Here is a 21,412-nt window from a genome sequence, read left to right on the forward strand (position 1 = left end):
CCGGTGCAGAATCCCTCCCCCGTGCCCCCGTTCCGCCCCAACGCCGAGCAGCTGGCGGCGGCCCAGAACGTGACCATCCCCGATGTCGCGGCTCCGGGCCTGCGCGTGCTGTTCTGCGGGATCAACCCCGGGCTCTGGTCCGGGGCGACCGGGCACCACTTCGCCCGGCCCGGCAACCGGTTCTGGCCCTCGCTGCACCGCTCGGGCTTCACCTCCCGACAGCTGCGGCCGGACGAGCAGGGCGAGCTGCTGGAGCTGGGCCTGGGCATCACCAATGTGGTCGCCCGGGCCAGTGCGAAGGCCGATGAGCTGACCCGGGACGAGCTCAAGCAGGGCGGCACGGCGCTGGTCGAGCGGGTGACGCGCCTGCGGCCGCGGGTGCTGGCGGTGCTGGGCATCGGGGCGTACCGCGCGGCGTTCGGACACCCGCGCGCAGTGGTCGGGCGGCAGGACGAGGGGCTGGCCGCGACCGAGGTCTGGGTGCTGCCCAACCCGAGCGGCCTCAACGCCCACTACTCGCTGGACGCGCTGGCAGCGGAGTTCCGCAAGCTGCGCGAGGCCGTGGAGGAGTGAGTGGCGGCGGCTCCGGCACAGGCGGGGCCCACGGTTAATGAATGAACAGTCATTCATCATTGATGGGGCGGGTGCGCGCGGGTGGGGTGGGAGCTTCCTGGGCGATCATAAATGACCAGCCATGCACTATCCCCGCCACCTGCCACGCCGCACACCCGCCCGCTCAGCCACCCCACGATGCATGAACGGTCATTCAGGAACCCCCGCGCGATGAATGCCCGCTCATTCATCAACCACCCCCGCCTTCCATGAATCACGCTCATGGAAGCCCCCCGCTCCATCAACGCGCCCCTCTGCAACCCGCTCCCCAGCGCTTCTACGGTGATCGCATCCCAACCAGCCGATCCCCTCCCGGAGCTCGCGATGTCCCGTCAGCCCATGGCCGTCCACCTGGTATCCCGCCCCGTCGGCCGCCCCAGCGCCGACAACTTCACCTTTGTGGCGGATCAGCTCGCCCCGCTCACCCCCGGCAACGCGCTGGTCGAGAACATCTACCTCTCCGTCGACCCCTATATGCGCGAGGCGATGGACGAGGGCGAGTGGGAGCTGAACGCTGCGCTGGAGGGTCGTTCGATCGGCCGAGTCATCGAGTCACGGACACCCGAACTCTCCGTCGGCGACATCGTCTTCCACCGAAAGGCCTGGCGCACCCACGCCGTGGTCGACGCCGCGGAGGTGCGCGTGCTGCGGCCGATCGAGGGCGTGCCGCTCAGCACCCACCTCAGTCTGCTGGGCGGCACCGGGCTGAGCGCCTACGTCGGGCTGACCAAGGTCCTGCGCCTGCAGCCCGGCGAGTCGATCTTCATTTCGGCCGCGGCCGGCGGTGTCGGCAGCGCGGCGGGCCAGATCGCCCAGTTGCTCGGCGCGAGCCGGATCATCGGCAGCGCCGGATCCGCCGCCAAGGTCAAGCACCTCACCGAGCGGGCCGGCTTCTCCGCCGCCTTCGACTACCACGACGGCCCGGTCGGCGAACTACTGCGCGCGGCAGCACCGGAGGGCATCGACACCTTCCTCGACAACGTCGGCGGCGACCACCTCGAAGGCGCCCTCGACGTGCTGCGCGACCACGGCCGGATCGCCTGGTGCGGCGCGGTGGCCCAGTACAGCAGCCTCGAACCCCCCGCCGCGCCGCGCAACCTCTACAACGTGGTCCACAAGAGCCTGCGGATGGACGGCTTCCTGGTACGGGAATACCGTGATGTCCAGCAGGAGTTGACGGACTTCCTGGCCCCGCACATCCGCTCCGGGCGAGTCCGGGCGGACGAGACGGTGGTCACCGGCTTCGAGAACGTCGTGACCGCGTTCCTCGGCATGCTCGACGGCGCGAACATCGGCAAGATGATCGTCCAGGTCGGCGATGCCGATTCCTGAGGCCTCATCAATCAGCTGACTCCGCACCGGACTTGTCAGTTGTCCCGTTCCACCGGCGGGCCCACGTAGACGCCACGCGCCCGCATCCGCAGCGGCGCCTCGCGATACTCCTCCATCGCATGGGCCAGCCAACCCGCCGTCCGGGCAACCGAGAAGACCACCTCGCCGGCCTCCGCCGCCATGCCTCCCAGTTGCGCGAACGCCGCCAGCGCCAGGTCCACGTTGGCGGCGTCGCCCGCCCGCGCCCGCGGCCCGCCGGCCGCCCGGACCACTGCCTCGACGGCCGCCAACACATCGCCTGAACCCGGCAGTTGGCGCATGGCTTCGAGCAGGGCGCGGGCCCGCGGGTCGCCTGTCCGATAGAGCCGGTGCCCCAGGCCCGGGATCGCCACGCCGGTGCGCAGGTACTCGGAGACCACCGGCACCGCATCCCCGGCCGCCAGCACCTCGCCGAGCATCCGATAGGTCAGCGCGCTGGCAGCGCCGTGCAACGGTCCGTCGCTGGCGCCGAGGCCGGCCGAGACGACCGCGTAGGGGTGGGCCCGCGCCGAGGCCGCGACCCGCGCGGCGACCGTGGACACCGCCAACTCGTGGTCGGCCAGCAACACCAGTGCGCGGTCCAGGCACTGCACCGCACCGCGCGTCGGCGCGACGGGCGAGAGCCGCGTCCACAGGCGGGCGGCGAGAGAGGCATCGGCCGGCGACCCGGCAGCGCCGGGCGCTGCCCCCGAAGCGGCGTCAGGCGCCGCCCCCGAGACGACCTCGGACGCCGCCCCCGAAGCGGACGGCAGTGCCTCCACCAGCGCGGCGATCAGTCCCGCCCCCACGGCCCGGACGTTCTCCTCCCGAAGGTCGAAGCGCAGCGGGTCGGCGGTTGCCGCGACCGCGGCCGAGACCCGCAACCGGTCGGGCAGCCGAGCCGTGGCCGGCAACGCCCGCCCGGCCCGCCGCAACGTGGCCACCAGCTCCTCGGGCGCACGCAGGACCACGGCGTCCTCGCCGGCCCCACCGCCCGGCGCAGTCCTCCCACCCAACCCAGCAGCACCCGCGTCGGCCGCCGATCCAGGCCCGGCGTCCGCCCCCACGCCCCAGAGCCAGCCGACCACCGCCTCGAACCCGCACCGCTCGGCGAGCCGCACGGCGTCCGCTCCCCGGTAGTACAGCCGGCCGTCCTCGATCAGCGTCAGCGCGGTGCGCACCGTGACCGGCTCGACGGGCGGCAGCCCCGGCACGGAGAACGGCGGCGTCCCCGCCTCGGCGACCGGCGGACGCGGCAGCCGACGGCGCTGACCGGCCACCAGGGCGTCCACCTCGCGCGCATCGAAGGTGCTGCCCTTGCCGCCCGGCACCCGCTCGCTGCTCAGCAGGCCGCGACTGGCGTAGGCGTAGACGGTCGCCACCTTGACGCCGAGCAGCTCGGCCACCTGCTGCGTGGTCAGCCGGCCCGGCGCACCCGCCCCTTCCCCTGCACCAGGAGTCGCACCAGAAGCCGCACCAGCAGGCTCACCGGTCACAGCAGACCAACCAGCCGCATTCCCCGCACCTGCCGCCCCGCCCGTGGCTCTGCGCTCTTCCATCCCTGCCCCTCTCCCGGCCTGCCTGCCCACATGCCGTGCCGCCTGCGCTGCGCTGCCCCGCGATCCCGGGCCATCTCGCTCAGCTGCAGTATGTCACATTGATTTCAATCAACATTGACAACATGGATCAACACTTGGAGAGTACCGACTGCCAGCCCACCGAAGGAGGTAGTCATGCCGACCGCAATAGACCCGGACCGGACCCCCACCGACCGCTCCCCCGCCACCGAGCCCCCGGGCATCGAGGTGCCGCGCGGCCTCAAGGGCGTCGTCGTCACCGAGACCGCGCTGAGCGACGTCCGCGGGATCGAGGGCTTCTACCACTACCGCCAGTACTCGGCGATCGAGCTCGCCGAACAGCGCAGCCTGGAGGACGTCTGGCACCTGATGCTGCTGGGCGAGCTGCCCGACGCCGCCACCCGCGCCGCCTTCCACGCCCGCACCGCACCCCTGCGCCGCCTGCCCGAGGCACTGCGCCCGCTGCTGCCCGCGCTGGCCGCCTCCACCAAGGACGCCGGCCCGCTGGCCGGCCTCGGCGCCGCGCTCTCCATCGCGTCGGCCGCCCGGGGCAGCCGACCGCTCTACGACACCGCGCCCGAGCAGCGGATCGAGGACGCGCTCTTCGCGACCGCGCTGGTGCCCACCGTGCTCACGGCGCTCTACCGGCTGCAGCAGGGCCAGGCCCCGATCGAGCCGCGCGAGGACCTCCCGTACGCCGCCAACTACCTGTACATGTTGACGGGGGGCGAGCCGGGCCCGGCCGAGGCCCGCGCGATCGAGCGCTACCTGGTCTCCACCGTGGACCACGGCTTCAACGCCTCCACCTTCACCGCCCGCGTGATCGCCTCCACCGGCGCCGACCTGGCGGCCTGCCTGGTGGGCGGGCTCGGGGCGCTCTCCGGTCCGCTGCACGGCGGAGCGCCGAGCCGGGCGCTGGACACCCTGGACGCGATCGGCACCCCCGACCGGATCGACGGCTGGATCCGCGAGCGCGTGCTGGCCGGCGACCGGATCATGGGCTTCGGCCACCCCGTCTACCGCACCGACGACCCCCGCTCGCGGATGCTGCGCGCCGTGGCCGAGGGCTTCGGGGGCGAGCTGGTGGACTTCGCCGTCGAGGTGGAGCGCCAGGTGCTGACGATCCTGGCCGAACTCAAGCCGGGTCGCGATCTGCACACCAATGTCGAGTTCTACGCCGGCGTGGTGATGCACCTGTGCGGACTGCCGCGCGCCATGTTCACCCCGACCTTCGCCGCCGCCCGGGTGATCGGCTGGAGCGCGAACATCCTGGAGCAGGCCGCCGACAGCAAGATCATCCGCCCCGCCGCCCGCTACACCGGCCTGGCCGCCCCACAGCCGGTGCCGCTCCCGTAGCCGACACCGCAGCTGTAGCCCCGACTGCGCCAACTCCCCTCCCCCCACTACGGCTTCAGCACCACCTTCCCGGCCACCGTCCCCGACTCCGCCAGCCGCAGCGCCTCGGCAGCCCTGTCCAGCGGCAGCTCGGCCCCGATCCGGGCGACGAGTTCGCCGCGCCGCGCGGCGGCGAAGACCTGAGCCAGGTCGGTCCGCAGCCGGGCCCGGAAACGGGACTTGCTGACGGCCCGCCCGGCCCAGACGTTGTAGAAGGAGGCGCGGCGCCCGTTGGGCAGGCTGTTCCACAGCCAGACCCGCCCGAGCAGCTTGAACACCGGCCACTGCTTGGAGCCCGTGTCGTCCCGGGTCGCGGCGCTGCCGTAGCAGACGAGCGCACCGCCGGGCGCGAGCAGCCGCCAGGAGTCGATCACGCCGCGCCCGCCGACGTGGTCGAACACGGCGTCCACCCCGCCGGGCGCCAACTCCCGTACCCGGGCGGGCACATCCTCGGTGCGGTAGTCGACCGGCAGCACGCCCGCCGCGCGCAGCGCGTCATGGTGACGGGCGGTCGCGGTGCCGATCACCCGGGCCCCGGCCGCCTGTGCCAGCTGGACCAGGACCGAGCCGACCCCGCCGTTGGCACCGTGCACCAGGACGGTCTGCCCGGCGCGCACCCGGGCCTGACGGTGCAGCAGCTGCCAGGCGGTGACGCCGTTGAGCAGCAGGGCCTCCGCCTCCGTGGCGCCGAGATCGTCGGGCACCTCCACCAGGTCCAGCGCGTCCAGCACCACGTGGCTGGCCCAGCCGCCGACCTTCACCAGCGCGGCCACCCGGCGGCCGGCCAGCTCGGGCGCGACGCCCGCGCCGGTCTCCAGCACGGTGCCGACCAGGTCGTACCCGGGCACGAACGGGAACGGCGGCTGGTCGTAGTACCGGCCGCGGCGCATCTGCTGCTCGGCGAAGGAGACGCCGGTCGCCTCCACCTCGACCACCACCTGGCCCGCGCCCGCCACCGGGACCGCCCCGCGCCGGATCTTCAGCCCCTCCGGCTCGACCTTGCCCGGCAGCACGACCTCGACGCACGTTGCGGCACCCATCGCCATCCACTCCTTCCAGAGGCCCCTTAGGGGCGCTTGTGTTAGTTACAGCTTCTAACTGAAGCGAAGGCCTGTCAACGGGTTCGCGAAAACTTTTGTTAGCCATACTGGCGAGAGTGATAGCCTCTAACCAACCGAGAGAGGCAGTGGATCCATGACTCCCAAGACCGGCGACCCGACCACCCCCCGCGAGCGCTACCGGAGCCAGCTGCGCGCGGAGATCAAGGAACGAGCCTGGGAGCAGATCGCGACCGCGGGCGCCACCGCGCTCTCGCTCAACGCGATCGCCAAGCAACTGGGCATGAGCGGCCCGGCGCTCTACCGCTACTTCGCCAGTCGCGACGAGCTGATCACCGAGCTGATCAAGGACGCCTACCGCAGCGAGGCCGCCACCGTGCAGAGCGCCGCCGCCGCGGGCGCCGACCTCGGCGGCCTGGCCCACGCCCTGCGCCGCTGGGCGCTCGACGACCCGCAGCGCTACTTCCTCATCTACGGCACACCGGTGCCCGGCTACCACGCACCCGCGGAGGTCACGACGATCGCCTCGGAGATCATGGCCGTCCTGCTCCGGGCCTGCGAGCCGCTGTCAGCCCCGGCCCCCACCACCGCGTTCGACGAACACCTGGCCGACCACCGCCAGTGGGACGGCGGCAACCCGGCCGCCACCCCGGCACTGCGCCGGGCGCTGGCCTTCTGGTCCCGCCTGCACGGCGTCCTCTCCCTCGAACTCGCCGGCCACTACGCGGGCATGGGCTTCGACCCCGCCCTGCTCTTCGAGTCGGAACTGAGCAGCCTGCTGGCCCCCTGAGGCGCACACCCACCCCGAGGCGCGCACCCGGCCCGAGGCACGCCCCTGACCTGCGGCGCGCACCCGGCCCCGCGTCGGATCAGCGCCCGCCGAACCGCTCGTCGGTGGAGACGATCTCCCGCCCCAGCGGCATCAGCGAGATCGGGATCATCTTCAGGTTCGCCACGCCGAACGGGATTCCGATGATCGACAGGAAGAGCGGGATGCTCGTCAGCAGGTGCCCGATCGCCAGCCACAGGCCCGCGAACAGGAACCAGATCACGTTCCCGATCAGCGAGGGCGCCCCGGCGTCCGGACGCTGCACCGTGGTGCGCCCGAACGGCCACAGGACGTAGCCGGCGATCCGGAACGACGCGACGCCAAACGGAATGGTGATGATCAGAATGCAGCAGATGACCCCGGCGATCACATAGCCGATGGCCATCCAGATACCGCAGAAGATCAGCCACAGGATATTGAGCACAAACCCGATCGCCTTCATGTCTCCAAGCCTCCCACTCCTGGCGCCGCCCATAACCTCCCCGGGCCGGGCAGCTTGCGCGACAGTGCCGGAGCGGACCGGGAAGGTGGCCGTTGGGCCGTGCCGGTGAGTGTTGCGCCCCCGCCCCTTCGAGCGCCCGGGCGTGGCGCGAGGCGGGTGGTTGAGTGGCCGCGAGACGGCCGCGTGAGGCGGCGGCGCGAGGCGGAGTCGGGTGGTGGCGCGGGTGGCGGGCAACGGCGGATTCCCGTCCCGGGGAGTGTGGCGGCGCCCCGCGCTGCGCTGGGTGGACGTCCTGGTCGGGGCCGCGCTGGTGGCGCTGCTGTACGGCCTGCTGGAGCTGGCGCCAGGTCTGAACGCGCCGTTCCTGCCCGACCAGGCGCCCGCCACGGTCTCCACCGATCCGGCCAACCTGCCGTACTACGCGGTGCGTTCACTGCTGCGGATGTTCGCGGCGCTGATCGCCTCGGTGCTGTTCACCTTCGTCTACGCCACCGCGGCCGCCCGGATGCGGCGGACCGAGAAGGTGCTGCTGCCGGTGCTGGACATCCTGCAGTCGGTGCCGGTGCTCGGCTTCCTCTCGGTCACCGTGACGGCGTTCATCGCGCTCTTCCCCGGCTCGACGCTCGGCCTGGAGTGCGCCTCGATCTTCGCCATCTTCACCGCGATGGCCTGGAACATGACCTTCGCCTTCCATGCCTCGCTGACCACCCAGCCCCGGGAGCTGGACGAGGCGGCCCGGGTGATGCGGCTGACCAAGTGGCAGCGGTTCTGGCGGCTGGACGTGCCCAGCGGGATGATCCCGCTGGTCTGGAACGGGATGATGAGCTTCGGCGGCGCCTGGTTCTTCCTGGCCGCCTCGGAGTCGATCAGCGTGCTCAACCACCACTACGCGCTGCCCGGCATGGGCTCCTACGCCGCCACCGCGATCGCGGACGGCAACCTGCGCCAGGTCGGCATCGCGATCGCCGTCATGGTGCTGATGGTGATCGGCGTCAACGTGCTCTTCTGGCGGCCCATGACGGCCTGGTCGGAGCGGTTCCGGGTGGAGGAGTCGGAATCCGCCGACCGTCCGCGCAGCGTGGTGCTCGACCTGCTGCGCCGCTCCAGCGTGCCGGCCAGGCTCGGGCGCCCGCTGCGCCCGGTCGGGGTGGCGCTGGACCACGGCACCCGGGTCTTCGGGCTGGCCGAGCACCCGCTCGCCCGGCCGGCGAGCCGCGAGCGGACCGGCGACGTGTTCTTCGCCGGCGCGGTCGCCGTGGTGGTGGTCTACGGCGCCTGGCGGGCCTTCGACTACGTGCACAGCACGGTCGGGCTCGGCGAGTTCGGCCACGCGCTGGGCCTGGGGGCGGCCACCTTCAGCCGGGTGGTGGTGCTGCTGATCGCGGCCACCGTCGTCTGGGTGCCGATCGGGGTGTGGATCGGGATGGACCCGAAGGTCACCCGGTTCGCCCAGCCGGTCGTCCAGGTGCTGGCCAGCTTCCCGGCGAACTTCATCTTCCCGTTCGCCACCGTCGTCTTCCTCGCGATCGGCCTCTCGCTGAACCTCGGCGCGGTGCTGCTGATGGCGCTGGGCGCGCAGTGGTACATCCTCTTCAACGTCATCGCCGGGGCCTCGGCCATCCCCTCCGACCTGCGCGAGGCGATGCGGGGCTTCCAGGTGCGCGGCTGGCTGCGCTGGCGCTCGTTCATCCTGCCGGCCGTCTTCCCCTACTACGTGACCGGCGGGATCACCGCGGCCGGCGGCGCCTGGAACGCCTCCATCGTCGCGGAGGTCGTCGACTACGGCTCGCACCACCTGAAGGCCACCGGCCTCGGCGCCTACATCGCGGAGGCCACCGGCACCGGGGACTTCCCGAAGATCCTGGTCGGGGTGACGGTGATGAGCGTGTACGTGGTCGCGCTCAACCGCCTGCTGTGGCGGCCCCTGTACCGGCTGGCCGAGACCCGCTACGCGCTGTGACCACTACGCGCTGTGACTGGAGCTGACCGAGCATGACCACTGTCGCCCGCCCCACGATCGTCGAGGCCGATGGCGTGACCAAGACCTTCAGCACCCCCGACGGCCGCGCGCTGCCGGTGCTGGACGACATCATGCTGCGGCTCTCCGAGGGCGAGATCGTGGCGCTGCTCGGCAAGTCGGGCTCCGGCAAGTCGACCCTGCTGCGCTGTCTGGCCGGCCTGATCGCGCCCTCCTCCGGCACCGTCTCCTACCGCGGCACACCGCTGAGCGCCGCCAACCCCGGCGTGGCGATGGTCTTCCAGTCCTTCGCCCTGCTGCCCTGGCTCACCGTCCAGCAGAACGTGGAGCTGAGCCTCCAGGCGCGCGGGGTGAACGCCGAGGAGCGACGCGAGCGGGCGCTCAAGGCGATCGACCTGATCGGCCTGGACGGCTTCGAGGGCGCCTACCCCAAGGAGCTGTCCGGCGGCATGCGCCAGCGGGTCGGCTTCGCCCGGGCGCTGGTGGTGGAGCCGGACGCGCTCTTCATGGACGAGCCGTTCTCCGCGCTCGACGTGCTGACCGCCGAGAACCTGCGCTCCGAGCTGATGGGCCTGTGGGAGGGCCACGAGGCACCGGTGAAGTCGATCCTGATCGTCACCCACAACATCGAGGAGGCGGTGCTGCTCGCGGACCGGATCCTGGTGCTCTCCTCCAACCCCGGCCGGATCAAGGCCGAACTGCCCGTCGACCTGGCCCGCCCGCGCGACCGGCGCACCCCGCAGTTCGAGGCGCTGGTCGACACCGTCTACGGCATCCTCACCGGCCGCGAGGAGCACGAGGCGCCGGCCGCGCCCGAGGCCGTGGCGGCGCCCACCAACGCCACTCCGATCACCACACCGCTGCCGGTGGCCAGCGTCGGCGGTCTGGCCGGCCTGCTGGAGATCCTGCTCTCCTTCGGCGGCGAGGAGGGCCTTGCCGAGATCGCGGACGAGCTGAACTTCGAGGTCGACGACCTGCTGCCGCTGGTCGACGCCGCCGTCCTGCTCGGCCTCGCCCGCACCGAGGGGCCCCGGATGGCGATCACCGAGGCCGGGCGCGAGTTCACCGTGGCCGACATCCTCACCAGCAAGCAGCTCTTCGCCCGCAACGCGGCCCGCCGGGCCCCGCTGGTGCGCGCCATCGTGCAGACGCTGGCCGCCACCGACCAGCACAAGCTGCGCGAGGACCTCTTCCTCGACCTGCTGCGCCGCGGCTACGACGCCGAGGACGCCCGGCGCCAACTGGAGATCGCCATCGCCTGGGGGCGGTACGGCGAGCTCTACGACTACGACGCCGACGACGGCGAGTTCACCCTGGAGCCCGGCGCGGAGGCGGCGCTCTAGGGCGGGAGGTTGCAGACAGCCCCAAGGCTCGGGATCCCCGCAGCTGGTGGGCGCACCGCGACGGCCGCGCGCCCCCGGGATCCGCTGCCGGGTGGCCGCCGGGAGAGCCCACAGGAACACTTGCTACATTGCGCAACCGAGCAAACAGCGAGGGAGCGGAACAGGTGGCAGACGAGTGGGCCGAACGGCCCGACGGTGACATAGCCCCGTGGCCGGGCCGGCCCGAGCCACGGTCACAACCGGCCACGCCCGCGGCCGCCCGTCGGCGCGGCGCCGAACCCGCCCCCGCGAGCCGGCGGCGCGGTGAGCCGGCCCCTACGAGCCGACGCCGCTCCACCCCGGCCGCACCACCCGCCCGCCACCGCGGCGCGGTCGTCCTGCTGGCGGTCGCCCTGCCGCTGGCCGGCGCCCTGGCCGACGAGCTGACCGGCCCGGGCCTGGGCCTGATCTTCGCCTGCTGCGCCGTCCTCGGCACGGCCGGCGCGGCCGCACTGGCCGGCCGCGCGGGCTGGTGGTGGGTGCTGCCGGCCCCGCCGCCGGTCGTGCTGGCCGCCTGGGCCGGCGCCGAGCTGCTCGGCGACTCCGCCAAGTACCAGGGCTCCAAGGCGCTGGCCACCGGATCCGTGCGCTGGCTGGTGCACGGCTTCCCGGTGATGGTCGAGTCCATCGGCGCCGCGCTGGCCGTCATCCTGATCCGCCTCGTTCTGCAGAAGAGGAACCGCCGTGGCTGACCAGTTCCCCAGCGACCCCAGCGACCCGATCGGCCCCGGCCGCGCGGCCCGCCGCCAGGCCCCGGCGACCGCCGGACGCCGCAGGTCTCCCCTGGTGGTGGCCGGCCGCACGATCGCCTGCACCCTCTCCCTCGCGGTGCTCGGCAGCAGCGGCTTCGCCTGGTACGCCTACACCTCGCTGACCACCGGCCTGACCACCTCCACCGCGCTGAGCGCCGTGAAGAAGTCCGCGCCCCCGCACCTGGACAGCTCGGTCAACATCCTGCTGATCGGCCTGGACAGCCGTAAGGACATGAACGGCAACGACCTGCCGAAGCAGTTCGTCCAGGACGAGCTGAACGCCGGCTCCAGCGACATCGGCGGCTACAACACCAACACCCTGATCGTGCTGCACATACCGGCCAACGGAGGCAAGGTCACCGCGCTGTCCGTCCCGCGCGACGACTACGTGCAGACCGAGGGCGCGGACGGGAAGATGCACAAGATCAAGGAGGCCTACGGCATCGCCAAGGCGGCCGCGGACGCCAAGCTGGCGAACAAGGGGCTCTCCAAGGCGCAGGAGGAGCAGCAGAGCCGGGAGGCGGGCCGCGCGGCCACGCTGGCCACCGTGCAGAACTTCCTCGGCATACCGATCGACCACTTCGCCGAGGTCAACCTGCTCGGCTTCTACGACATCGCGCAGGCGATCGGCCCGGTCCAGGTCTGCCTCAACCACGCCACCAGCGACCCGGCCGAGACCGGCCAGGGCTCCGGCTTCTCGGGCCAGGCCGGCATCAACACCCTCAACGCCTCCCAGGCGCTCGCCTTCGTGCGCCAGCGCCACAACCTGCCCGGCGGCGACCTGGACCGCACCCACCGCCAGCAGGCCTTCATCTCCTCGGCCGAGTACAAGCTCAAGCAGGAGGGCATCTTCGGCGACCTGGGCAAGATGCAGGGCCTGTTCGACGTGGTGAAGAAGGACGTGGTGATCGACGACCAGTGGAACATCCTGGACTTCGCCCAGCAGGCGCCCAACCTGACCGGCGGCAACGTCGAGTTCAACACGCTGCCGATCGCCGGCTTCGCGACCATCGGCGGCGAGGACGTCAACAAGGTCGACCCGGTGGAGATCAAGCAGATCGTCCGGACCCTGTTCGGCCATGACCCGGCGCCCGCGCCCACCGCCGCCTCCTCGCCCGCACCCGCCGGGAGCGGGGCGGGCCCCGCCGCGCCGAGCAGCCCCCCGGCCGCGCCCGCCGCCAAGCCGAGCGGCACGGTGGACGTCCTCAACGCCTCCACCGTCACCGGGGCGGCCGGCAACGAGTCCAAGGCGCTGGTGGCCATGGGCTTCAAGGCCGGACGCGTCGCGGAGGCGAGCAGCCACCCGAAGGAGGTCACGGTGACCTACGGCACCGGTGCCAAGGACGGCGCGGACGCCGCCGCGGCCCGGTACGGCGTGACGGCCACCGCCGCCGCCTCGGTGGCGCCCGGCCACATCCAGGTGGTGCTGGGCACCGGCTACAGCCCGCCCGCCGGCCCCGCCGCCGCGCCCCCGGCCGCCGCCGCCGCGAGCGCGGCCGCCAGTTCCACGGCCGACCCGGCGGCCAACCTGCCGATGCAGGGGCCGCCGGTCAAGATGGGCGGGATTCCCTGTGTGAACTGAGGTCGTGGCCGTGGTCGACGCCGGGGCCCGCGGCGCCCACCACGCACGCCTTGCGGCACGGAAATAGGATGAGCGTGCACCATGCCCGCCCATCGCCGACCGGCCCGGAAGAAACGCAGCACCGCACCCACGCAGCCCTCGGAGGGTCGATGACCCGACGCCGCCCCCCTCGCCACGCGAGTGCCGACGAGCTGCTGACCGAGCTCGGCCGGCTCACCGAGCAGGCGCTGGAACGCGCGGAGCTGCAGCAGGCCCGGGTCGAGCTGGCCGAGGCGCTGCAGCGCGAGCTGCTGCCCGCCGAGCTGCCCCAGCTGCCCGGCCTGCGGGCCGCCGCCCGGTACGCGCCGGCCCGGCACGGCCTGAACATCGGCGGCGACTGGTACGACGGCTTCCCGCTGCCGGACGGCTCGCTCGCCTTCTCGATCGGCGACGTCCAGGGCCATGACGTCGAGGCGGCCGCCTTCATGGGACAGGTGCGGGTCGGCCTGCGCGCGGTGGCGGCCACCGCCGCCGACCCGGGCCAGGTACTCAGCCGGGCCAACGACCTGCTGCTCTCGATGGACACCCGGCTCTTCGCCACCTGCAGCTTCCTGCGCTTCGACCCCGTCACCCGGGAGCTGGCCCACGCCCGGGCCGGCCACGTGCCCTGGGTCTGGGCGACGCCGGACGGCCGCTGGGGCCTGGGCGAGGACGAGGGCGGCCTGCCACTGGGCGTACTGCCGGACGAGAGCTACCCCGTCACCCGCCGGCTGCTGCCGGCCTCCTGCGCGTTCGTGCTGGTCACCGACGGGGTGATCGAGGGTCCGGCGTTCCCGATCTCGGCCGGTCTGGCCGAGGTGGCCCGGGTGACCCGGGCCGGGGTGGACGCCGAGCCGGCCGAGCTGGCCGCCGCGGTGATCAAGGTGGCGGATCTGACCGGGCACACCGATGACGCCGCCGTCCTGGTGCTGCGCCACGACCTGCCGCCGGGCTGAGTCCGCCCTGCGCAGGGCCGAGCGCGGTCCGGGCCCCGCCCACCCGTCGCGGAAACGCCCACCGACCGGCGGACCGCCGCCACCGCTCGCGCGTGTCACGGCCGCCCGCGCCCGCCCGGCGTTGTCTGATGACTGCTGTGACCCGTAACCAGGACCTCCGGCGCCCCCTCGCGGCGGTCCTACGGGTGCTCGCCGTCGCGCTCGCCTACTTCGTGGCCGGGCGGCTCGGGCTGATCCAGCAGGTGGTGGTCGCCGGCGCCAAGGTCACCCCGCTCTGGCCGCCCACCGGCATCGCGCTGACCTGCCTGCTCCTGCTCGGCCTGCGCATCTGGCCGGGCATCGCGCTGGGCACCTTCGCGGTGATCGCCACCATCGGGCCGCTGCACCCGGCCTCCTTCGGGATCATCGCGGGCAACACCGCGGCCCCGATCACCGCCTACCTGCTGCTGCGCGCCACCGGTTTCCGGATCGAGCTGGACCGGCTGCGCGACGGCCTGGCGCTGGTCTTCCTCGGCGCGCTGGGCGGCATGCTGGTCAGCGCCACGGTGGGCATCGGCCTGCTGCGGCTCACCGGCTCGGTGCCCGGGCACGACTTCTGGTCGGCCTGGTCGGCCTGGTGGACCGGCGACGCCATGGGCGTGCTGGTCTGCGCGCCGCTGCTGCTGGCGCTGTACCGGTTCCGGCTGCCCGAGGACCGCGGGCCCTTCGACCTGATCGAACCGGCGGTCCTGCTGGCCGGCACCGTGCTGGTCACGCTGGCCGTCACCAACAGCCACCTGAGCCTGCTCTTCCTGGTCTTCCCGCTGCTCATCTGGGCCGCGCTGCGCTTCCAGCTGATCGGCGCGGCGCCGTGCGTGCTGGTGGTCTCGGTACTCGCCATCACCGCGGCCACCGCCCACCGCGGGCCGTTCGCCCACCACGGGGTGCTGCAGACCATGGTGATCCTGCAGGCGCTCAACGGTGCGGCCGCGCTGACCGGCCTGCTGCTGTCGGCCATCATCGCCGAGCAGCAGTCGATGTACCGCCGGATCGAGCTGGCCTGCCGGGGCCTGGCCGAGGTGGTGGCCCGGCTGGCACCCGGCGAGGCCGCTTCGAACTGGCCCCCGCCCGAGGGCGACGACCAGCCCTAGTGCCGCGACGTCCGCTCAACTCCCGTCGGCGGTGAGCAGGATCGGGTTGGTCAGCGCCGCCATCGACCCCCAGGGCAGCGCGGCACCCATGGTGTTGCCCTGGCCCGGCGTGCCGTCCGCCAGCGGGTGGCGCACCTCGGCCCGCACGTAGCCGGCCAGCGAGGCCGTGGTGCGCCAGACCACGGTGCCCGCGCCGCTCGCCGGCAGCGATTCCTGGTGCAACTGACCCTCGTCGGTGACCAGGCGGACGGTGCCGTTCGGCACCCCGGCGACGGTGACCCGCACGTCCACCGGCGCGTCCACCGGGACGCTCAGCCGCTCCCCGATGCCCGCCTGCCGCCCGTGGCCGGTGACCGTGAAGTCGAGCCGGACGGCGGCGGACTCGGCCAGCCAGCTGCGCCCCGCCTTGAGCCCGGCCAGGATCTGGTCCCGGCTCAGGTCCTGGGCCAGCACGACGTTGTGCGGGGAGCCGATCACCTGCGGCACGCTGTGCGCGTCGCTGTTGCCCATCGCCGGCAGCCAGGGCCGGCCGGCCCGCACGGCCTCGGCGAGCTGGGCGTCCCAGCTGTCCACCGCCGACTCGTCGTCGTAGGTCCACGGCCCGTTCCACACCTCGACCGCGTCCGCGCCCTGGTAGCCGAACTTCCACTGGCAGGCGATGTACGGGCAGTACGGATGCGCGGGCACCACCAGGCCGCCCAGGCCGTGCACCTGGCGGACGACCCGGGGGTAGGCGTTGTCCCGGGCCCGGTAGCGCCAGTCGATCCACGTGCCGGGCGGCAGCCCGAGGGCGAGCCAGTGGCCGTTGCGGGTGGTGACCTCCTCCCCGGTGATGATCAGCAGGTCGGGACCGGCCAGCGGGCCCCAGACGCCGTGCGAGGCCGAGGTGTTGTGGTCGGTGGTGACCATGAAGTCCAGCCCGGCGGCGCGGGCCCCGGCGGCGACCTCGGCGGGCAGCCGGCGGCCGTCCGAGTAGACGGTGTGCAGGTGGCAGTCGCCGCGGTACCAGTCCCGTCCGCGCCCCTTGGCCCGCTCAGGCGGGTAGTCGGGGGTGAAGCCGGGCCCCGGCTCGCCGTAGGTCAGGGTCACCTGGACCTGGTAGTCGAGCCCCTGCGGCGCCACCTGGTACGGGCCCAGCACCACGTGCCAGGTGCCCGCCTCGACCGGCCCGGGCAGATAGCCCGGGGTGGCCTCGCCGTTGCTGATCGCGAACGACGTCCGGAACCCGCCGGACCAGCCGCGGAAGCCCTCGCCGCCCAACTCGGTGCCGCGCTGGTCGAAGACGCCGATGTCGCAGGAGTTGCCCGGCACACCGGCGGGGACGGTGGGCTTGTCGTAGCTGTACGAGACGGCGATCTGCTGGACGCCGTCCGGGACTTCGACCGGCAGCTGGACGAAGTCGGCGGCGCCGGTGTCGAGATGGCCGGTGATGGTGCGGCTGTCGATGCCGCTGCGGGGGCTGCCCGGGCTGGCGGCGGCGAAGGAGACCGGGGCCAGGGTCAGTGCGGTGGCCGCCCCGGCGAGCAGTCCGGTGCGCAGCAGTGCGCGGCGGTCCGGGCCCGGCCCGCCGTCGGCCTCGGGCAGGTCGTCGGCCTCGGGCCGGTCAAGGGGGTCGGGGTGCCGGCAGTTGTCGTTCTCGCACACGGTGGTCCTCCCGGAGGTCAGGTCGGGCCGGTCTCGACGCGTCCGTGCCGACCCGCTCTCCCGCCCCTTCCCCCGCCGGTTACGCCCGGGCGATCGGCATGCGGACGAGGCGGGACCAACAGGCAATCAGTGGACGCTGCGCCGTGCGGTCGCCGCCCGGGGTCAGCCCAGCGTGACCCGCAGCGGCTGCAGCGCGGGCACGGTCATGGTCGGCAGGAACTCGGTGACCTGGAGCTCGGCCACGCCCGCCTGCTGGAACGGGTCCTCGGCGAGCACCGCGAGCAGCTCCGCCCGGCTCCCGGCCTGCGCCAGGATCACCCCGCCCACCCGGGGCACCTGCCGCCCGGAGGCCAGGAAGCGGCCGGCCGCGTAGTTCCGCTCCAGCCACGCCACGTGGTCCGGCAGCAGGGCGTCGATCTGCTCCAGCGGGACGGTGTAGGTCATGGTCACGATGAACACGGACGGGCTCCTGCGGCTGAGGGTGCGGTGATCGTCGAGGGTGCGGTGATCAAGGTCGAGGCCAGGTTAACGCCCCGCCATCCGCTCCAGCCGGGCGATCCGCTCGGCCATCGGCGGGTGGGTGGCGAAGAGCCGGGTGCCGGAGTCGCCGCGGCGGAACGGGCTGGCGATCATCATGTGGCTGGCGGTCTGCAGCCGCGGCTCGGGCGGCAGCGGCAGCCGCTGGGTGCCCGTCTCCAGCTTGCGCAGCGCGCCGGCCAGCGCCAGCGGGTCCCCGGTGATCCGGGCGCCGTCGGCATCGGCCTGGTACTCGCGCGAGCGGCTGACGGCCAGCTGGATCAAGCTCGCGGCGAGCGGGCCCAGGATCATGATGGCGAGGATGCCGAAGAGCCCGGGTCCGTCGTCGTCCTCGCTGCGGCCGAACGGGATCAGCCAGGCGAAATTCACCAGGAACATGATCACCGAGGCCAGTGCTCCGGCCACCGAGGAGATCAGGATGTCGCGGTTGTAGACATGGCTCAGCTCGTGGCCCAGCACCCCGCGCAGCTCGCGCTCGTCCAGCAGGCGCAGGATGCCGTCGGTGCAGCAGACCGCCGCGTTGCGCGGGTTGCGCCCGGTGGCGAAGGCGTTGGGGGCCTCGGTCGGCGAGATGTACAGGCGCGGCATCGGCTGGCGTGCGCAGGTGGAGAGCTCGCGGACGATCCGGTAGAGGCCGGGGGCCTCGATCTCGCTCACCGGGCGGGCCCGCATGGCGCGCAGCGCGAGCTTGTCGCTGTTCCAGTAGGCGTAGCCGTTGGTGGCGAGGGCGACCAGCAGCGCGATCAGCAGGCCGGTCCGTCCGAAGAAGCTGCCGATCACCAGGATGAGTGCCGACAGTCCACCGAGGAGGACAGCGGTCCTCAGTCCGTTGTGCTGGCGGTGCACGGCAGCCCCTCCAAGTGGTGCGGTGGGAAGCCCTCTGTTCACATCCCTCGTGCCTGGTCAACGGAGGAGCGCGGGGTGCTGGTTCCCCGCGCTCGCCGTCGGTGCTTCGGGGCGGGTGCGAACCACCCCCGGAACAGGCTCTAGAACAGGCTCCCCGACACCACCTGGAGGACGAGCTGCGGGGCCGCCGAGAGCACCACGGCGCCCACCGCGGTCAGCCCCAGGGTCGCGGCCAGCGGCCGCGGCAGCCTGGTGCCCGTCGCCTGCCCGGCCGCCTCGGGGGCGGGGGTGAACAGCTTCGCCAGCCACAGCAGGTAGTAGTACAGCGCGATCACCACGTTGACCGCCATGAGGACCGCCAGCCAGCCGAGACCGGCGTCCACCGCCGCCTGGAAGACCACCACCTTGCCGAACAGCCCGACCACACCCGGCGGCAGTCCGGCCAGGCAGAGCAGGAAGAAGGCCAGCGCCAGCGCCGCCCAGCGGTTGCGGGCGAACAGGCCCTGGTAGTCGTCGAGCCGGTTGGCCGGGCTGGTCCGGGCCACCACCGCGGCCACCCCGAAGGCGCCCAGGTTGACCAGGCCGTAGATCAGCGCGTACGCCGCCGTGGCGCCCAGCGGGTGCGCACTGCCCGCGTACCCGGCAGCGGCCAGCGGGACCAGCAGGTAGCCGGCCTGGGCCACCGAGGACCAGGCCAGCAGGCGCACCGCGCCCTGGGCGGAGTCGGTCCGCTGGCGCAGCGCGGCCACGTTGCCGGCCGTCATGGTGACGGCGGCCAGCACCGCGAGCAGCAGGCCCCAGGTGTGGCCGTAGGGGCGGAACCCCAGGTTGGTGATCAGCGCGAGCCCGGCGAAGCCGGCCGCCTTGCCGACCACCGACAGGTAGCCGGCCACCGGCAGCGGGGCACCGGCGTAGGTGTCGGGCACCCAGAAGTGGAACGGGACGGCGGCCACCTTGAAGGCGAAGCCGACCAGGGTCAGCGCGGCGCCCGCCTCGGCGAGCGGCCGCAGCTGCCCGGGCAGGTGGCCCAGGGCGTCCGCGATCGCGGACAGGTGCAGGCTGCCGGTGGCGGCGTAGACGAAGCTGACGCCGAGCAGCATCACGGCCGTCGCGGTGACCGAGGAGAGGAAGAACTTCAGCGCCGCCTCGCCGCCGCGCCCGTCCCGCTTGAGGGCGACCAGCGCGAAGGACGGCAGCGAGACCACCTCCAGCGCGATCACCAGGGTCGCCAGGTCGCGGGCGGCGGGCAGCAGCGCGGCTCCGGCGGCACTGCTGAGCAGCAGGAACCAGTACTCGCCGGCCGGCAGCCGCTGCTCGTCCACCGTGTGCAGCGAGAGCAGCGCGGCGATCAGCGCGCCGCCGAGCACCAGCAGCTGGAAGACCAGCGCGAAGTGGTCCGCGACGTACGAGCAGCCGCCGGTGCCGCCCTGGCCGCCGGGCAGGCAGAAGGTGGCCCGCGGCTGCCCGCCGGTCAGCGGCAGCAGGGCGAGCAGCGCCAGCAGCAGACCGGCCGCGGTCAGCGGGCCGAGCAGCCGCTTGCGGGCCTCGGGCAGCAGCAGATCGGCCAGCAGCACCAGCAGCGCGGCCAGCGCGGCGATCAGCGGCGGCGCGATCGCCACCCAGTCGACCGACTGGATGAGCGCGCCGGGGTTCGCGACGGCGAGGTGGGTCGGGTTCACGGCTGGCTGCCCCAGGGAGTGAAGAGCGGCGAGGGAACTGGTCATCGGTCAGCCCCCCGCCAGCAGGTGCTTGACGGCCGGATCGGAGAGCCCGAGCAGCAGCGCCGGCCAGAGCCCGGCCAGCAGGGTCAGCGCGGCCAGCGGGGTCCAGCTGACCGCCTCGTACGGGCGCAGCTCGGCCACCTCGGCCGCTGCGGGCTGCGCCGGGTCGCCCATGCAGACCCGGCGGACCACGACCAGCAGGTAGGCGGCGGTCAGCAGGGTGCCGAGACCGGCCACCGCCATGAAGGTGACGAAGGCCGGACGGGACAGCCCGGCGGCCGGATCGAAGGCGCCGAACATCGCCAGCACCTCGCCCCAGAAGCCCGCCAGCCCCGGCAGGCCCAGGCTGGCCACGGCGGCGAAGGCGAGCAGCGCGCCGAGCCGGGGCGCACGGCCGTAGAGCGCGGCGCCCGTCTCACCGGCGAGGGTGTCCAGGTCGGCCGTCCCGTAGCGGTCCTTCAGCGCGCCGACGATGAAGAAGAGCAGGCCGGTGACCAGGCCGTGGGCGATGTTGGCGAAGAGCGCGCCGTTCACGCCCACCGGGGTGAGCGAGGCGATGCCCAGCAGCACGAAGCCCATGTGGCCCACCGAGGAGAAGGCGATCAGGCGCTTGAGGTCGCCCCGGCGGCCCGGGCGGGCGAGCGCGAGACAGGCGAGCGAACCGTAGACGATGCCGACGGCGGCCAGCGCGCCGAGGTAGGGCGCCAGCGTGTGGGCGCCGTCCGGCACCACCGGCAGCAGCACCCGGACCAGGCCGTACGTCCCCATCTTGAGCAGGACACCGGCCAGCAGCACCGAGCCGACGGTCGGCGCCGAGGTGTGGGCGTCCGGCAGCCAGCTGTGCAGCGGCCAGGCGGGGGCCTTGACCATCAGTCCCAGGCCGATCGCCAGTGCGGCCAGCACCTGGGTGCTGTGCGAGAGGCCGTGACCGTGGGCGGCGGCCAGCGCGGTCATGTCGAAGGTGCCCGCCTTCAGGCCGATCAGCAGGAAGCCGAGCAGCATCACCGCGGAGCCGAGCAGGGTGTAGAGGATGAACCGGTTGGCCGAGGCCGTCCGGGCACCACTGCCCCAGCGCGCGATCAGGAGGTACATCGGGATCAGCACGATCTCGAAGGCGAGGAAGAAGAGCAGCAGGTCCAGCACCAGGAAGGTGGCCAGCATGCCCACCTCCAGCAGCAGGAACAGGCCGGTGAAGACCCGGGCCGACGGGGTGCCCTCGCCGTTCGGCAGCTTCCTGGTGGAGTAGAGCGCGCACAGGAAGGTGAGCAGCGCGGTCAGCACCACCAGCGGCAGCGAGATGCCGTCCACCCCGAGGTGGAAGCGGACCTTGAGCGCGGGGATCCAGGCGACGTCGGTGACGCCCTGCATCCGGCTCGGGTGGGACCGGTCGAAACCGGCCGCCAGCGCGATCGACAGGGCCAGCACCAGGCCGGTCAGCACCGCGTTGAAGCGCAGCGCCCGCCGGTCCTGGGCCTCGCGGTCGGCGCCGAACACGGTGGCCGGGGCCAGCGTGGCGGCGGCGCCGAGCAGGGGCAGCGCCAGCAGGGCGATGAGGAGCACGTTCATCGGGGACTCCCGGCGCTGGCTGGGTCACAGGGGTGAC

At 73.1% G+C, this 21,412-nt stretch carries 18 protein-coding genes; 10 read left to right on the forward strand and 8 right to left on the reverse strand.

Annotated elements, in window-relative coordinates:
• Positions 1-3 precede the first annotated feature (3 nt).
• Both mug and ACFZB9_RS12760 read left to right on the forward strand, forming a co-directional pair.
• Positions 4-573, forward strand: coding sequence for a G/U mismatch-specific DNA glycosylase (gene mug / locus ACFZB9_RS12755; RefSeq protein ID WP_391446353.1), 570 nt, complete (start codon positions 4-6; stop codon positions 571-573).
• A 363-nt stretch (positions 574-936) separates the two neighbouring features.
• Complete coding sequence (locus ACFZB9_RS12760) at positions 937-1,944, forward strand: NADP-dependent oxidoreductase (protein ID WP_391446355.1); 1,008 nt, start codon at positions 937-939, stop codon at positions 1,942-1,944.
• A gap of 35 nt (positions 1,945-1,979) precedes the next feature.
• Here ACFZB9_RS12760 and ACFZB9_RS12765 read toward each other — a convergent pair whose 3' ends face one another.
• Positions 1,980-3,383, reverse strand: coding sequence for a citrate synthase (locus tag ACFZB9_RS12765; RefSeq protein ID WP_391446750.1), 1,404 nt, complete (start codon positions 3,381-3,383; stop codon positions 1,980-1,982).
• Positions 3,384-3,695: 312 nt separating this feature from the next.
• Between ACFZB9_RS12765 and ACFZB9_RS12770 the strand changes: the two genes are divergently transcribed.
• Positions 3,696-4,895, forward strand: coding sequence for a citrate/2-methylcitrate synthase (locus ACFZB9_RS12770; protein WP_391446356.1), 1,200 nt, complete (start codon positions 3,696-3,698; stop codon positions 4,893-4,895).
• 47 nt (positions 4,896-4,942) lie between these two features.
• Here the strand turns inward: ACFZB9_RS12770 and ACFZB9_RS12775 are convergent, their stop codons facing one another.
• On the reverse strand, positions 4,943-5,974 hold the full coding sequence (locus ACFZB9_RS12775) for a medium chain dehydrogenase/reductase family protein (RefSeq protein ID WP_391446358.1): 1,032 nt from the start codon (positions 5,972-5,974) through the stop codon (positions 4,943-4,945).
• A 154-nt stretch (positions 5,975-6,128) separates the two neighbouring features.
• Here ACFZB9_RS12775 and ACFZB9_RS12780 point away from each other — a divergent pair, with 154 nt between their 5' ends.
• The gene (locus ACFZB9_RS12780; RefSeq protein ID WP_391446360.1) at positions 6,129-6,782 is read left to right on the forward strand and encodes a TetR/AcrR family transcriptional regulator; all 654 of its coding nucleotides are present in this window, start codon (positions 6,129-6,131) and stop codon (positions 6,780-6,782) included.
• A 79-nt stretch (positions 6,783-6,861) separates the two neighbouring features.
• Here the strand turns inward: ACFZB9_RS12780 and ACFZB9_RS12785 are convergent, their stop codons facing one another.
• Positions 6,862-7,263, reverse strand: coding sequence for a YccF domain-containing protein (locus ACFZB9_RS12785; protein WP_391446362.1), 402 nt, complete (start codon positions 7,261-7,263; stop codon positions 6,862-6,864).
• 214 nt (positions 7,264-7,477) lie between these two features.
• Here ACFZB9_RS12785 and ACFZB9_RS12790 point away from each other — a divergent pair, with 214 nt between their 5' ends.
• The 6 genes from ACFZB9_RS12790 to ACFZB9_RS12815 all read left to right on the forward strand — a co-directional run bounded on the left by ACFZB9_RS12790 (position 7,478) and on the right by ACFZB9_RS12815 (position 15,061).
• Complete coding sequence (locus tag ACFZB9_RS12790) at positions 7,478-9,223, forward strand: ABC transporter permease (protein ID WP_391446364.1); 1,746 nt, start codon at positions 7,478-7,480, stop codon at positions 9,221-9,223.
• A 32-nt stretch (positions 9,224-9,255) separates the two neighbouring features.
• Positions 9,256-10,584 carry a nitrate/sulfonate/bicarbonate ABC transporter ATP-binding protein gene (locus ACFZB9_RS12795; protein WP_391446366.1) on the forward strand — a complete coding sequence of 443 codons (1,329 nt, stop codon included), beginning with the start codon at positions 9,256-9,258 and terminating at the stop codon, positions 10,582-10,584.
• A 164-nt stretch (positions 10,585-10,748) separates the two neighbouring features.
• A complete protein-coding gene (locus ACFZB9_RS12800; RefSeq protein WP_391446369.1) occupies positions 10,749-11,315 on the forward strand; it encodes a DUF6542 domain-containing protein in 567 nt (188 codons plus the stop codon).
• Positions 11,308-12,957, forward strand: coding sequence for an LCP family protein (locus tag ACFZB9_RS12805; protein ID WP_391446370.1), 1,650 nt, complete (start codon positions 11,308-11,310; stop codon positions 12,955-12,957). Before ACFZB9_RS12800 ends, ACFZB9_RS12805 begins: the two co-directional genes overlap by 8 nt.
• A 149-nt stretch (positions 12,958-13,106) precedes the next feature.
• The gene (locus ACFZB9_RS12810; protein WP_391446372.1) at positions 13,107-13,931 is read left to right on the forward strand and encodes a PP2C family protein-serine/threonine phosphatase; all 825 of its coding nucleotides are present in this window, start codon (positions 13,107-13,109) and stop codon (positions 13,929-13,931) included.
• A 137-nt stretch (positions 13,932-14,068) separates the two neighbouring features.
• Entirely contained in the window at positions 14,069-15,061 is a 993-nt protein-coding gene (locus ACFZB9_RS12815; protein ID WP_391446375.1) for an MASE1 domain-containing protein, read from the forward strand.
• Positions 15,062-15,076: 15 nt separating this feature from the next.
• On the opposite strand, the gene ACFZB9_RS12820 is transcribed toward ACFZB9_RS12815, so the two are convergent.
• From ACFZB9_RS12820 to ACFZB9_RS12840, 5 genes are all read right to left on the reverse strand, one after another.
• Positions 15,077-16,564: a CehA/McbA family metallohydrolase gene (locus ACFZB9_RS12820; RefSeq protein WP_391446752.1), complete on the reverse strand. Its 1,488-nt coding sequence runs from the start codon at positions 16,562-16,564 to the stop codon at positions 15,077-15,079.
• A gap of 303 nt (positions 16,565-16,867) precedes the next feature.
• Complete coding sequence (locus ACFZB9_RS12825; protein ID WP_391446377.1) at positions 16,868-17,164, reverse strand: YciI family protein; 297 nt, start codon at positions 17,162-17,164, stop codon at positions 16,868-16,870.
• A gap of 66 nt (positions 17,165-17,230) precedes the next feature.
• Positions 17,231-18,088 (reverse strand): zinc metalloprotease HtpX, encoded by an 858-nt coding sequence (htpX, locus tag ACFZB9_RS12830; RefSeq protein WP_391446379.1) that lies wholly within the window; start codon positions 18,086-18,088, stop codon positions 17,231-17,233.
• A 140-nt stretch (positions 18,089-18,228) separates the two neighbouring features.
• Positions 18,229-19,812, reverse strand: coding sequence for an NADH-quinone oxidoreductase subunit N (locus ACFZB9_RS12835; RefSeq protein WP_391446380.1), 1,584 nt, complete (start codon positions 19,810-19,812; stop codon positions 18,229-18,231).
• A 3-nt stretch (positions 19,813-19,815) separates the two neighbouring features.
• Positions 19,816-21,375 (reverse strand): NuoM family protein, encoded by a 1,560-nt coding sequence (locus ACFZB9_RS12840; RefSeq protein WP_391446382.1) that lies wholly within the window; start codon positions 21,373-21,375, stop codon positions 19,816-19,818.
• Positions 21,376-21,412: the final 37 nt, after the last annotated feature.

This window comes from Kitasatospora sp. NPDC008050, assembly GCF_042957465.1.
In the GTDB taxonomy this organism is placed as follows: domain Bacteria; phylum Actinomycetota; class Actinomycetes; order Streptomycetales; family Streptomycetaceae; genus Kitasatospora.

Excerpts from the sequence above, each read along its gene's own strand:
- ACFZB9_RS12795 (WP_391446366.1), top strand. The coding sequence starts at position 9,256 with ATGACCACTGTCGCCCGCCCCACGATCGTCGAGGCCGATGGCGTGACC.
- ACFZB9_RS12835 (WP_391446380.1), bottom strand. The coding sequence starts at position 19,812 with ATGACCAGTTCCCTCGCCGCTCTTCACTCCCTGGGGCAGCCAGCCGTG.
- ACFZB9_RS12780 (WP_391446360.1), top strand. The coding sequence starts at position 6,129 with ATGACTCCCAAGACCGGCGACCCGACCACCCCCCGCGAGCGCTACCGG.
- ACFZB9_RS12810 (WP_391446372.1), top strand. The coding sequence starts at position 13,107 with ATGACCCGACGCCGCCCCCCTCGCCACGCGAGTGCCGACGAGCTGCTG.
- ACFZB9_RS12785 (WP_391446362.1), bottom strand. The coding sequence starts at position 7,263 with ATGAAGGCGATCGGGTTTGTGCTCAATATCCTGTGGCTGATCTTCTGC.
- ACFZB9_RS12770 (WP_391446356.1), top strand. The coding sequence starts at position 3,696 with ATGCCGACCGCAATAGACCCGGACCGGACCCCCACCGACCGCTCCCCC.
- ACFZB9_RS12775 (WP_391446358.1), bottom strand. The coding sequence starts at position 5,974 with ATGGGTGCCGCAACGTGCGTCGAGGTCGTGCTGCCGGGCAAGGTCGAG.
- ACFZB9_RS12840 (WP_391446382.1), bottom strand. The coding sequence starts at position 21,375 with ATGAACGTGCTCCTCATCGCCCTGCTGGCGCTGCCCCTGCTCGGCGCC.
- ACFZB9_RS12760 (WP_391446355.1), top strand. The coding sequence starts at position 937 with ATGTCCCGTCAGCCCATGGCCGTCCACCTGGTATCCCGCCCCGTCGGC.